This is a genomic window from Jatrophihabitans sp., assembly GCF_036389215.1.
Classification (GTDB): domain Bacteria; phylum Actinomycetota; class Actinomycetes; order Mycobacteriales; family Jatrophihabitantaceae; genus Jatrophihabitans_A.
This window is the reverse complement of record NZ_DASVQG010000271.1, coordinates 1-13,687: the sequence shown is the minus strand read 5'-3', so window position 1 is coordinate 13,687 and position 13,687 is coordinate 1. Positions and strand designations below refer to the sequence as shown.

The following is a 13,687-nucleotide window of genomic DNA, read 5'->3' as shown; positions in this document are numbered from 1 at the left end:
CGGCAGCTTCCTCGGCGGCCTGGCGCACAGCTTCGAGTTCCTGATCATCGGACGGGTCATCCAGGGCGTCGGCGGGGCCATCTCCTCACCCACCGCGCTGTCGCTGATCGCCACCGAGTTCGAAGAAGGCCCGGAACGGACCCGGGCGTTCTCCGTCTTCGCCGCGGTGGCCGGTGCCGGCGCGGCACTCGGGCTGCTGCTCGGTGGCGTCCTCACCGAGTACCTCACCTGGCGTTGGGTGCTGTTCGTCAACGTCCCGATCGGCATCGCCCTCGTGGCCGGCGCCTACCTCGTCGTCCACGAAAGCGACCGGCTGTCCGGCAGGTTCGACTGGCTGGGCGGCGCGCTGTCCACGATCGGCATGGCCTCGCTCGTCTACGGCTTCATCCACGCCGCCTCCGAGGGGTGGCGCAACAGCGTCACCGTCGCGGCGTTCGTGCTGGCCGTGGTGTTGCTCGGCGCCTTCGTCGCCCTGCAGGCCAGGCTGTCCTACGCGATGATGCCGCTGCGCACCTTCCGCAACCGGAACCGCTCGGGTGCCTACATCGTCATGCTGATCATCGGCGCGGCCATGTTCGGCATGTTCTTCTTCGTCACCTACTTCGTGCAGCTCGTGCTCGGCTACTCCTCACTCAAGACCGGGTTCGCCTTCCTGCCGGTGGCCTTCACGATCGGAACCGCCGCCCAGATCTCGGCGAAGCTGCTGCCGCGGATCGGTCCCCGCAACCTGATCATCTTCGGATCGGTGGTGATGGCCGGTGGCCTGTTCTGGCTGTCCACCATCTCCGCCGACTCCAGCTACGGCGGGCACCTGCTGCCGTCGCTGCTGGTGATGTCCTACGGCATCGGCAGCATCTTCGTGCCGCTGACCACCGTCGCGGTCGCCGGCGTCGAGCCGCACGAGGCCGGCCTTGCCTCGGCGCTGCTCAACGTCGGCCAGCAGGTCGGCGGCTCGATCGGCCTGTCCGTGCTCACCACGGTGTTCGCCAGCGCGTCGGCGTCCGAGGGGCGGCACCAGGGCAAGGTGCTCGGCGCGCTGGTGCAGAGCGGCCAGGACAAGCCGACCGTTCTGCAGCACTTCGTGGAACTGTCCCGGCAGGCCTCCGGCAGCGTGCGGGCAAGCGCCGACGCCGTCAGCGACGCCACGGCCGTCCGGGCCTTCCACGAGGTACTCGCGCACGGCTCATCCCGGGGCTTCCTGACCGCGGCCATCTTCGCGGTGGTGGCGGTGCTGGTCGCCGGCTCCATGATCACCACCGGCAAGGACGAGGTGGCCGAGGTCGACCCGGCGACGGTCGGGGTGCACTGACCCCGCCGTGCACTGACCCCGCCCAGCACAACGGCCCCGGCGAGCCGGCCCTCTCCACGGAGGGGGCCGGCTCGTTCCGTTCGGTCAGCCGGTCCGCAGTAAAGGTCCAATTGGCTTCCATATCGATTTAATAATTTTTGCGACCACTTGTCGGCATGGCCCGATAGCCTCCCCGAATACCAAACGGGGGGTTTCGTGAAACGACTTCTGCTGTCCACGCTGGCTGCCGGCGCACTCGTCGCGTCGGCGCTGACCGGCACCGGCTACGCGGCGGCACCCACGCCGGGCGGCATCGCTCAGGCCGGGCACCAAACCGCGGCCACGGACACCACGGCGCCGGGGCCGGTGCTCGGCCTGACCGTGTCCGACAACGCACCGCGCTCGATCTCGCTGGAGTGGACCAACCCCAAGAACGCCGACCTCGCGCACGTGCTGGTCCGGCGGGCGGTCGGCGACCAGCCGCCGCTGTCGGCCTCGGACGGCACCCTGGTCGCCGTGCTGGGCTCCCGCGCGACCCACTTCACCGATCGCCAGCTCGACAGTGCCACGACCTATAGCTACGCCGTCTACACCACCGACCGGCAGCAGAACCTGAGCACGGCCAGCACCTCCACGGCGCTCACCCGGACGACCAATGACCGCACCGGCGTCAAAGGTGTGCTCACCGACAAGCAGGGCGGTCCGATCGCCGGTGCCTGGGCCGAGGTCAGGGTGATCGGCAGCGGCGATTTCGCTGGTCAGGCGACCACTGGCCCGGACGGCAGCTGGCGGGTGACCAACATCCCGCCCGGCACCTACACGGTGTGCTACGAGACGACCTCGCAGACGCACGGTTCCTCGCCCACCGGCTACCTGCCCGGCTGCTATCGCCAGCAACCGTTCGGCTACGGCGACAGCGGAACCCCGGTCACCGTCACGGCCGGCAAGATGACCACCGGCATCCGGGACTACCTCTCGGTGGCCGGAGCGATCGGCGGGCGGATCACCGACCCGGCCGGTGCCGGCATCGGCAACGTCCAGATCTACGTCGTCTACCCCTACGGGCAGTTCTTCACCTACTCGGCAACCAGCGCCGCCAACGGCCGCTACACGATCACCGGCCTGCCGGCCGACAGCTACCAGATCTGCTTCTATGCCGGCTATGCCACCGGCGCGGCCAGCACCGGCTATCTCGACGAGTGCTACGACAACCTGCCGGCCTACTACTACGGCGGCACGCCCATTCCGGTCGCCGTCGGGCACACCACGCCCGGCATCAATGCCACCCTCGCGGTGGGCGCAGCCGTCACCGGCAAGGTGACCGATCCGGCCGGTAAGCCGGTACCCGACGTGAGCGCCTCGGTGCTACCGAGTTCCGGCCAGGGGCTGGGAGCCACCGACGCCCAGGGCATCTACCGCATCACCGGGATCGCCCCGGGCACCTACTCGGTCTGCTTCGACGGCACCTACGCCATCACGCCGGGCGCGCCGTACGGCTACAGCAAGAACTGCGCCGACCACGGCGCAGAGTTCCAGCTCGCCGCCGGCCAGACCGTGACGCGCAACGGCACCGTGCAGGTCGCCGGCGCCCTCGGCGGGTCGGTGGTCGGCCCCGACGGCAGCCCGGTAGCCGGCGTCTTGACGAACGTGTTCGACTCGAACGGCGACCAGATCAACGGCACCAACACCGACGAGAACGGCACCTGGCAGATCCAGGGCCTCGCGCCCGGCCAGTACACCGTCTGTTATGACCCGACCTACACCAGTGGCGGGTACCGGCGCGGCTGCTACGACGCTCAGCCGAACGGCACCACCACCGGGACCCCGGTGACCGTGGCGGCCGCCCAGCTGACCACCGTCAACGGCAGCCTCGAACTGGGTGCCGCCATCACCGGCACCGTCACCGACAGCACCGGGACCCCGCTCGGCGGGGTGGCGGTGCTGGCGGTCTCGCCGCCCGGCTCCGGCTCCGGCTACTACTACGGCTACACCGATGACACCGGCAGCTACACGCTGGGCGGGGTCGATGCCGGGGATTACCTGGTCTGCTTCGACGCCTCTTCCGCTCAGGGGCCGGCGCCCGGTGGCTACCGCTCGGAGTGCTATGACAACCAGCCGAGCATCGACACCGCTGACCCGGTGACGGTCGGCGACACCGGCACCGTCACGGTCAACGCCGAACTGGGCTCCGGTGGCGCCATCGCGGGCCGGGTCACCGACCCCAACGGGGTAGGGGTGTCGGCGGTCGACATCGTCGCCACCTCCATGACGTCCGGTGAGAACGTGTACGCCTCCAGTGACTTCGAGGGCTATTACACGGTGCCGGGCCTGTCGAGCGGCGACTACACCGTCTGCTTCTACACGAATCCGTCGGTGATCGGCCCGAGCACCGGTTACGTGCAGCAGTGCTGGCAGGGACAGGAGATCCCGTTCGGCGGCACCGCCATTTCCGTCGGGGAGGACGGGGTGACCGACGGCATTGATGCGCAACTCAGTATCGGTGGCGAGATCACCGGCACCGTCACCGACGCCGCCGGCATGCCGGTGCCCGACGCCTATGTCTCGGCGCAGGACACCGACGGCGTCTCCTATAACCCCACCGGCTTCACCAATTCCTCGGGTGGCTACGTCCTGACGGGCCTGCCCGCCAAGCCGATGGTGGTCTGCTTCGAGGGGCCCTACACCGACGCCGGCACCGCCTACCAGTCGCAGTGCTATCTCAATGCGCCGGACAGCAGCACGGCCACGCCGATCACGCCCACCTCCGGAGAAATCACCGACGGCATCGACGCCGTACTGCAGAAGGTGCAGTAGCTCTAGCGGAGCGCGATCAAGCTCATAACCAAGCACTTACTCGCTGTAATCAAAACTGAGGATGCCACACGCGCTGACATGCGAACTTTCGCTATTTCTTGCCACATTCTTACTATTCGCCGGATTCGCCTGACTACATACGGTGAGCAGGCTATGTTCTCCTTCCCATCACTTAACAGGGAGACCATGTGCCTGCTCGCCGGTCCGTCTCAGCCCTGCTAGCCACGGCGACCCTGGTTGCGGGGTCGGTGATCAGCGTGCCGTCCTTCGCGACCAGCCCCACCGCGACCGCCACCAATCCCACCGCGACCAGCAGCAACACCGCGACCAGCCCGGCCACGACCAGGTCAGGCCCCGGCGCGCCACCCACGGTCTCTCGCGCGAGCACTCCACCTCCGCCGGTCAGCAAGCTCGGGCTGACCGGCAACGACACCCACTCGATCAGCCTGAGCTGGATCAACCCCACCGACCCGAACTTCGCCGGGGTGCTGATCCGGCGAGCGGCAGGCGGCACGCCTCCGATCGCAGCTTCGGACGGGACGCTGGTGGCAGTCCTGGGCGGTCTCCAGACCACCTACGTCGACAGGCACCTGTCCGCGGCCAGCACCTACAGCTACGCGGTGTTCCCGCGGGACGACCGCAACGACGTCGGCATCGCGGCGACGCTGACCACCGCCACCCGCTCGACGAGCACCACGACCGGCCTGCGTGGCAAGCTGACCGACCCACAGGGCGGCGGGATAGGCAGGGCGAAGGTGGAGATCCGCGACGCGCCCTCCGGGAACACCGTGGCCGTGGCGGCCACCGCTGCCACCGGCCAGTTCTCGGTCACCGGTCTGACGCCGGGTTCCTACCTGGTCTGCTACCAGCCCCGCAATGAGAGCACCGCCCACTCGAGCACCGGCTACCGGCCCGGCTGCCACCGTCCCCCGTCCCACGCACTCGGTGTCACCGGCACGCCGGTGACCGTGCTGGCCGGTCAGGTGACGTCCGGCCTGCTCGACGACCCGGCAGCCGGCGGCGCGCTCTCGGGGCGGGTCACCGACTCCGCCGGAACGGGCCTTGCTGGCGTCCTGATCTCTGCCTTCGACCCGAGCACCCCTGAGTGGGGGCCCTATGTCGCCCTGTCCGACCAGGACGGGACCTACACCGTGGCCGGGCTGGCCGCCGGCTCGTACCAGGTGTGCTTCTACAGCCAGGGAGCGAGCGATGCATCCCCCACCGGCTACCTCGACGAGTGCTACGACGACCAGCCGGCACACACCACCTCGGGGACGCCGGTCGAGGTGAGCCTCGGACAGACCAGCACGGGCGTCGACGCCGCGCTCGCGGTGGCCGGCGCGATCACCGGCCTGGTCACCGATTCCAGCGGCGCACCGGTTAGCGACATCGACGTCAAGGTCAGGGTGTCCGGCAGCTCACGGTTCGCGGGCACCGGCCGCAGCGACAGCAACGGTGCCTACACCGTCGAGGGCTTGCCGACCGGCAGCTACGACCTGTGCTTCGACGGCTCGTACGCCACCTCGGCCACCGGGCCCTACGGCTACACCAACGGCTGCGCCGGCGACTGGCTGACGGCGGACGTGGTGACAGGCCAGGCCACCACCTTCGACCAGAATGTCGAGCAGGCCGGCGCGGTCGGCGGCACCGTCACCGGCGACAACGGCCCGGTCGCCGGTGTCTGGGTGAGCGTGCACGACAGCTCGGGCAGCCAGCTGAACATCACCAGCACCGACGCCAATGGCAGCTACCAGCTCAACGGCCTGGCGCCGGGCCAGGTGACGGTCTGCTTCGAGCCCACCTACACCGCCGGCGGCTACCAGCGCACCTGCTACGGCGCCCAGCCCGACGGCAGCGGCACCAGCTCACCGGTCACCGTCACCAGCGCGGTACTGAGCACGGCAGACGTCCAACTGCAGCAGGGCGCCTCGATCACCGGCACGATCACCGACGCCGGTGGAGCTCCGATCAGCGGCGTGCTGGTCAGCGCCTACAACACCTCCTCCTTCTTCGGCTACTACTCCCAGACCGACGAGTCCGGCAACTACACCTTCAGCGGCGTGACCGCGGCTAACTACCAGATCTGCTTCGACACCTCCTATGCGCAAGGTCCGGCGACCGGTGGCTACGCGGCGGAGTGCTACAACCACCAACCCACGATCGAGACCGCCGACCCGGTCACCGTCGGGTCCACAGGCGTCGTGACCGTGAGCACGGTGCTGAGCCCGGGTGCCGCCATCACCGGGCACATCACCGACTCCGAGGGCACCGCCCTGGGCGGCGTGTACGTCTACACCCATGCGCCCGGATCAGATCAGTACGTCACCGCCAGCTCCGATTACTCCGACGGCAGCTACCGGCTGCCCGGGCTGTCCGACGGCGACTACCTCGTCTGCTTCGAGGCGGCGTACGTCCAGCAGCCGGCCACCACCGGATACCTCGACGAGTGCTACGACGACCTGAGCACCAGCTCCGGCACCCTCGTGCACGTCGCGGCCGGTTCGGTGCAGGCCGGCATCGACGCCGAACTCGCGGTCGGCGCCGCCATCACCGGCCAGGTCACCGACTCGGCGGGCAACGGCATCCCGAACACCTTCATCAACGCCTACGGAACGGACGGCTCGAGCCTCAGCCGCTCCGGCGTCACCGACGACACCGGCCATTACCGGCTCACCGGCGTGCCGGCGACCGCCGTGGTGGTGTGTTTTCAGACCAATCAAGTCGGCGGCGCCAACGGCACCGGCTACCTGGACGAGTGCTACGACAACCAGCCGGACGTCAGCACCGCCGATCCGGTGAACGCCATCGCCGGACAGGTGAGCGCTGGCATCGACGCCGAACTGGCCGACGCACCGGCGGCCTAGCGGCTCTCGTGAGACAACCAAGCACACACGTTTGGTATCAGTTGCACACCCATCTCACACCTGCTCTAGACGGTTCATTCTTTTCTAGCTACATTGTGACAATATAGTTTAGAGGAGTCTATATGACCGTCCGTCCCGTACGCCGGTCCAATCTCGTCCTTGTCGCCGCTGTCGCAATCGCAATGGTGCCAGCGATCCTGCCGAGCCCCTCCTACGCGGCAGGGCCCAGCCCAGCGGCTCAACCCGCCAGCCCTGCGCAACAGCCGATGAAACCGGCCAAGGACCGCACGCCGCCGGCCCCGGTCACGAGCCTCACGATGACCGGCAACGACGCCCAGTCGATCAGCCTGACCTGGACCAACCCACGCGAGGCCGATTTCGCGGGCGTCCTGATCCGGCGCTCGAACACCAGCTCGCCCCCCATCTCGGCCAAGGACGGCGTCCTGGTGGCGGCCCTGAGCGCCCGGCAGGCCACCTTCACCGACAGCGGGCTGACCGCCGGCCACCACTACAGCTACACGGTGTTCACCAGGGACAAGACGCGCAACGTTGGTGTCCCCGCCACGCTGAGCGCCGCGACCCGGTCGCGCAACACCGCCACCGGCGTGCGCGGCAAGGTGACTGATAAGGAAGGTCGGCCGATCAAGAACGTCTATATCGACATCCAAGATGCCGAAACCGGCGACTACATGGCCGGCGCCCGGACCTCCAGCAGCGGCCAGTTCCTTGCCACCGGCCTGACTGCCGGCACCTACCGGCTCTGCTACTTGCTCCCTCCCGACGCCAGCGGTCACTCGGCCCTCGGGTACCGGCCGGCCTGCTACCGCCAGCGGCTCGACGGCCCCGGTACCCCGGTGGTGGTCGAGACCGGCAAGATCACCTCCGGTCTGGTCGACTACCTGCACGTCGCCGGCGCGATCTCCGGCCGGGTCACCGACTCCGCCGGCCAGGGCCTCGCCAACGTCTCCGTCACGACCTATGGCACCGAGTGGTGGCACGGCAGAGCTGCGGTCACCGGTCCGGACGGCACCTACATCGTCACCGGCCTGGTAGAAGACACCTACGGCGTCTGCTTCACCCGCGCGGCCGGCACCTCGCCGACGGGTTACCTCGACGAGTGCTACGACAACCAGCCGCCGTACTACCCCGACGGGACGCGGACGCCGGTGCCGGTCACCCTCGGGCACATCAGCAGCGGAATAGACGCCTCCCTGGAAGCGGCCGGAGCCATCACCGGCCGGGTCACCGACGCCAACGGCGTGCCCTTGGCCGACGTCGCGTTCTCCTACAGCCGGGATACGCTCGTCGACTACACCGACAGCACCGGCTCCTACACCATCAAGGGCTTGGCCACCGGCAGCTACTTCCTCTGCTTCGACGGCAGCCAGGTGACCTCGGCGGCGGCACCGTACGGCTACACCAACAGCTGCGATGCGGGCGGTGCGTACGCCGATGTCACGGCCGGCCAGGTGACCACGCTCAACGAACGCCTCGAGGCGGCCGGTGCGATCGGCGGAACCGTCCGTGGTAACGACGGGCCGCTGGCCGGCGTCTGGGTCCAGGTGACCAACAGCTCGTACACCGTAGCTCGCTACGCCACCACCGATTGGAACGGCAGCTACCGGCTGACCGGGCTGCCACCAGGTGAGGTGGTGACAGTCTGCTTCGATCCGACCTTCAGCGCCGGCGGCTACCTGCGAGCCTGCTACGGCGACGAGACCGGGTCGGCCACCCCCGTCACGATCGGCAGTGGGCAGCTCAGCACCGCCGACATCCAACTCCAGCCCGGCGCCTGGATCACCGGAACGGTCACCGACGCCTCCGGCGCTCCCATCGCCGATGTGATTCTCACCGTCACCGACACTGGCAACGAGTACTACTCCGCCGTGACCGATGAGTCGGGCAACTACACCCTCGGTGGATTGGCTGCCGGCAGCTACCGGATCTGCTTCGACCCGTCCTACGCCAGAGGCCCCGCAGCAGAGGGCTACGTGTCCGAGTGCTACGACAACCAGCCCCCGGGCGAGACCGCGGATCCGGTGGCGGTCGGTGGCCCAGGTTCGGTGACGGTGGTCAACGCCGTGCTCAGCCCGGGCGCCGCGATCACCGGCCGCATAACCGGCTCGGACAGCGCGGCGCTGGAGGGGGTCTACGTCACTGCCACCGCCGTGGACGGCAGCCTGTTCCAAGTGGGGATCACTCGGTACGACGGTAGCTACTCGGTCCGCAATGTGTCCGAGGGCGACTACTCCCTGTGCTTCGACGCCGCCGACGTCCGGCAGCCCTCGGCGACCGGCTACGTCAACGAATGCTTCGACGACACCGCACCCTCCACCAGTTACACCGTGGTGCACGTCGCGGCCGGTTCGACCACCACCGGAATCGACGCTGTGCTCGCGGTCGGCGCCGCAGTGACGGGCCACGTCACCGACGTCGCGGGCAGCGGGATCCCCTTCGTCCCGGTCCAGGTAGCCCGGGCCGACGGCAGCTACCTGAGCAATTACGGCTACACCGACGGGAACGGCCGGTACGAAATCACCGGCCTGCCCGCCATCGCGGTCAAGCTCTGCTTCATTTCGAGTTACGGCGCTCACCTGTCCGAGTGCTACGACAACCAGCCGAACGTCAGCACCGCCACTCTGATCACCCTCAGCTCTGGCGCCGTCAGAGCCGGGGTGGACGCCGTGCTTGCGGACGCGCCGGCCTAACGGCTCAGCACGGCATCACCTCACGGCACAGGGCCGCCTGACCCGCCAGGTCGGGCGGCCCTGTGCTGTCCGGGGGCAGCTTCCTGCCGATTGCAGCGGCGAGGACGACTGATAAACAGACGTTTGGTGTCGATTGCAACCCTATCTGGCGCATCGCTATAGACCGTGCATTCCCGTACGCCGGTCCACATGCGCGTACGAGGTGAGGACGGGAGCCCGGTCGCTGTTCCGGCGGCCGGGCCCTGCCGCCGGAACAGGTGTACCTCGACCGAGCCGAGCGCCGGCTCAGCACTCGATGATGTTGACCGCCAGGCCGCCGCGCGAGGTCTCCTTGTACTTGGCCTGCATGTCGGCACCGGTCTGGCGCATCGTCCGGATCACCTTGTCCAGGCTGACGATGTGCGAGCCGTCACCGCGCAAGGCGATCCGGGCCGCGTTGATGGCCTTCACCGCCGCCATCGCGTTGCGCTCGATGCAGGGCACCTGAACCAGGCCACCGATCGGGTCACAGGTCAGCCCGAGGTTGTGCTCCATGCCGATCTCGGCGGCGTTCTCAGCCTGGGGCGGGGTGCCACCGAGCACCTCGCACAGCGCGCCGGCGGCCATCGAGCAGGCGGAGCCGACCTCACCCTGGCACCCCACCTCGGCACCGGAGATCGAGGCGTTCTCCTTGTACAGCACGCCGATCGCCCCGGCGGTCAGCAGGAACCGGACCACGCCGTCGTCCGAGGCGCCGGGTACGAAGCGGCGGTAGTACAGCAGGACTGCCGGGATGATGCCGGCCGCGCCATTGGTCGGAGCGGTGACCACCCGGCCACCGGCCGCGTTCTCCTCGTTCACGGCAAGGGCAAAGAGGTTGACCCAGTCCATCACCCGCAGCGGATCGATGGAGGCCGAGTCGGCGGACAGCTGCTGGAACAACTCCGGCGCGCGCCGGCGAACCTTCAGCCCACCCGGCAATATCCCACCGTGCTCGCAGCCGGCCGTCACGCAGTCCTGCATCACCTGCCAGATCCGCAGCAGGCCGGCCCGCACCTCCGACTCCGGACGCCAGGTGCACTCATTGGCCAGCATCACGTCCGAGATCGACAACCCGCCGGCCTCGGCGTGGGCGCACAACTGCGCCGCGGTGGTGAACGGATACGGCAGCGCGGTGTCGTCGGCCTTGATCCGGTCGACTCCGGTCGCGTCCTCGTCCACCACGAACCCGCCGCCGACCGAGTAGTAGGTCCGCTCGCGCAACGGGACCGGCAACGCAACCTCAGCCGCCGGCCCACCCTCGGGCAGGCCGGCCGCGGCCGGCTCGCCAGCCGCGAACGCGGTGAACCGCATGCCGTTGGGATGGAAGGGCAGCGTCAAGCGCCGGTGCAGCACCAGGTCCGCGGCGGTCAGCGCAACCGGATGCCGGCCCAGCAACCGCACCGTCTCGGCCCGGCGGACCTCGGCAACCCGGCTCAGCACCGTGCTGGTGTCGACATCCTCCGGGGTCTCACCCTCCAGCCCGAGCACCACCGCACGATCCGAGCCGTGCCCGCGGCCGGTGGCCCCGAGCGAGCCGAACAGCTCGACCCTGACCCGGCCCACCTTCTCCAGCAGGCCGTCGGCCTCCAACCCGAGCACGAAAGTACGGGCCGCACGCATCGGCCCGACGGTGTGCGAGGACGACGGCCCGATCCCGATCGAGAAGAGGTCGAACACGCTGATGGCCATGAAATCCATTCTGCAGCACGGGGTTTCCCGATGGGTGAGATCGGCCAAGCGCGGAGAGACCGGTCTTCCCGGCCCGAACAGCCGGCTCAGACGGCTGTGAGCGTGACCACGATGTTGTCGCGGGTGGCCTTGGAGTACGGGCAGAACTGGTGGGCAAGCTCCAGCAGCTCCTGCGCCTGGGCCGGCTCGACACCCGGGATGCTGACCTCGAGCTCCACGGCCAGGCCGAAGCCGCCGTCCTCGGACGGGCCGAAGGAGACGTGGGCGGTCACCTTCGAGTCCGAGGTGTCCACTCCCTTGGTCTTGGCCCGGTTGGCCAGCGCGCCCTGGAAGCAGGCGGCGTAGCCGGCCGCGAACAGCGTCTCCGGGTTCACCGTCGGATCCGTCGTGGTGCCGGGCTGGGCAAGGTCGAAGTCGACCAGGCCGTCGGCACTGGTGACGTGGCCCGCCCGGCCACCGGTGGCGGTGGCGGCGGTGACGTAGGCGACCTTGGTCAGTTCGATGGGCATGAGACTCCCTAGCTAGTCAACGTATCGGCAGTGAATCGGTGCGATCGATCGGTGCGCCCCAGGCGCCACCTGCCGCCTGAGTCTGCCGCACCGCCGCAATGGCATCCTGAACACACCATGCCCGGAGTTCAACACATCACCCGCACCGGTCAATTCCTGACGACCGTGACCGAGCTGCGCATGCTGTCGCCCCGGATGCGCCGGATCGTGCTGAGGGCGCCGGAGATCGCCGGCCGGAACTGGCCGCTGGCCTGCGACATCGCGGTGGTGCTGGCCGGGCCGGACGGCCGCGAGGTGCGGCGGCGCTACACCGTCCGCTCCAGTGCCGGCGATCAGTTGGTCCTCGACGCGGTGCTGCACGGCCACGGACCCGGATCGAGCTGGGCGCAGTCGCTGGAGCCCGGCCACCAGGTGAGCTTCTTCGGCCCGCGCGGCGAGGTGCCGTTACCGGCAGCGGGCTGGCTGCTGGCACTCACCGACGAGGCCGGGTTGCCGGCGATCGGCGCGCTGGCCGAGGCAGCCGCCGCGGCCGGGCGGGACCTGCGGGTGCTCGCCGAGATCGCCGAGGACTCCGAGCGCTACCCGCTGCCCGCCAACGCCGAGGTGCGCTGGCTGACCCGCGACGGCCGGCCCGCCGGGACGCCCGACCTGCTGCTCGGCGCGCTGGAGGGGTTCCGCCCCGGCACCGGCCCCGGGTATGCCTACCTGCTCGGCGAGTCGCGGATGATCGTCGTGGTGCGCGAGGAGCTGACGCGATTCGGCCTCAGCCGGTCCGAGGTGTATGCCAAGGGGTACTGGAACCTGAACTCCCGACCGACCCGCTGACAACGGCCGGCCCGCTGACAACCGCCGGCCCGCTGACACCGGCGGGGTCGCGCAGTGCCCGGTCCAGCACCGCCCCGGCCGCACCCCGGACGGCGGCGTCCAGGCCCAGCGGCGACCGGGTCAGCTGACCGGGCCCGCGGGGTGAGAGCACCCGCCGGTTCAGCTGCCCGGTCAGCGACGGCGTGATCGCCTCGAACAGCCGGGCATACATCCCGCCGAGCACCACGTTCGGCAGATCCATCACGTTGAGCAGCGAGGCCAAGCCCACTCCCAGCGCGTTGCCGGCCTGCTCCACCGCGGTGAGCGCCGCCCCGTTCCCGGCAGCGACCGCGGCCTCCAGGTGTTCCAGGTCCGGCTGTCGCGCGGTGCGCAGCAGGATCTCCTGCCCGGCGTACTGCTCCACGCAGCCCCGCCCCCCGCAGCCACAGGTCGGCCCGTCCTGGGCAACCACCACGTGGCCCAGCTCGCCGGCGTAGCCACCGACCCCCCGGAACAGCTCACCGGCCACCACCAGGCCGGCGCCGACCCCGATCTCACCGGAGACGTAGACGAAGTCCGGCCCGACCGCCGGTTCTGCCCGCAAGCTCGCCAGCGCACCCAGGTTGGCCTCGTTGTCGACCACCAGCACCGGAAACCCCAGCAACCCGGCCAACTCCTGACCGGGCCGGGTGCCGGTCAGGGCGGGCAGGTTCGGGGCGCGCAGCAACGTGCCGTCGGCGCCCACCACGCCGGGCAGTGCCAGGGCGGCACCCAGCAGTGGCTGCCGGGTCTCGGCCAGCACCGCGCCGGCCACCGCGGCCGCCTGGCCGATCACCTCGACCGGGCTGCTGGCCCGGTTCTCCACGATCCGGTGCCGGTAGCAGCGCAGCTCACCGGCCAGATCCAGCACGCAGGCAGCGACGTAGTCGACGTTGATCTCCACGCCCAGCGCCACCGGGCCGGCCGGGTTCAGCCGGACCGGGCGGGCCG

At 69.5% G+C, this 13,687-nt stretch carries 8 protein-coding genes; 5 read left to right on the top strand and 3 right to left on the bottom strand.

Annotation, left to right across the window (positions count from 1 at the left end; genetic code table 11):
• From VF542_RS15325 to VF542_RS15310, 4 genes are all read left to right on the top strand, one after another.
• Nucleotides 1–1,309: MFS transporter (locus VF542_RS15325; RefSeq protein WP_408652567.1), on the top strand; the 1,309-nt coding region annotated here is incomplete at its 5' end.
• Nucleotides 1,310–1,504: 195 nt separating this feature from the next.
• Nucleotides 1,505–4,102 (top strand): carboxypeptidase regulatory-like domain-containing protein, encoded by a 2,598-nt coding sequence (locus tag VF542_RS15320; protein ID WP_408652566.1) that lies wholly within the window; start codon nt 1,505–1,507, stop codon nt 4,100–4,102.
• Between the two features lie 257 nt (nt 4,103–4,359).
• Entirely contained in the window at nt 4,360–6,966 is a 2,607-nt protein-coding gene (locus VF542_RS15315) for a carboxypeptidase regulatory-like domain-containing protein (RefSeq protein ID WP_408652565.1), read from the top strand.
• A 317-nt stretch (nt 6,967–7,283) separates the two neighbouring features.
• Nucleotides 7,284–9,674: a carboxypeptidase regulatory-like domain-containing protein gene (locus tag VF542_RS15310; RefSeq protein ID WP_408652564.1), complete on the top strand. Its 2,391-nt coding sequence runs from the start codon at nt 7,284–7,286 to the stop codon at nt 9,672–9,674.
• Between the two features lie 285 nt (nt 9,675–9,959).
• On the opposite strand, the gene VF542_RS15305 is transcribed toward VF542_RS15310, so the two are convergent.
• Both VF542_RS15305 and VF542_RS15300 read right to left on the bottom strand, forming a co-directional pair.
• Nucleotides 9,960–11,384: an L-serine ammonia-lyase gene (locus VF542_RS15305; RefSeq protein WP_408652563.1), complete on the bottom strand. Its 1,425-nt coding sequence runs from the start codon at nt 11,382–11,384 to the stop codon at nt 9,960–9,962.
• Between the two features lie 86 nt (nt 11,385–11,470).
• Nucleotides 11,471–11,893: an organic hydroperoxide resistance protein gene (locus tag VF542_RS15300; protein WP_408652562.1), complete on the bottom strand. Its 423-nt coding sequence runs from the start codon at nt 11,891–11,893 to the stop codon at nt 11,471–11,473.
• Nucleotides 11,894–12,010: 117 nt separating this feature from the next.
• Here VF542_RS15300 and VF542_RS15295 point away from each other — a divergent pair, with 117 nt between their 5' ends.
• Nucleotides 12,011–12,718: a siderophore-interacting protein gene (locus VF542_RS15295; RefSeq protein ID WP_408652561.1), complete on the top strand. Its 708-nt coding sequence runs from the start codon at nt 12,011–12,013 to the stop codon at nt 12,716–12,718.
• Here the strand turns inward: VF542_RS15295 and VF542_RS15290 are convergent.
• Nucleotides 12,657–13,687, bottom strand: a 1,031-nt coding sequence (locus VF542_RS15290; protein ID WP_408652560.1) for an ROK family protein, incomplete at its 5' end; no start/stop codon positions are given. The two genes, VF542_RS15295 and VF542_RS15290, sit on opposite strands and share 62 nt — an antisense overlap.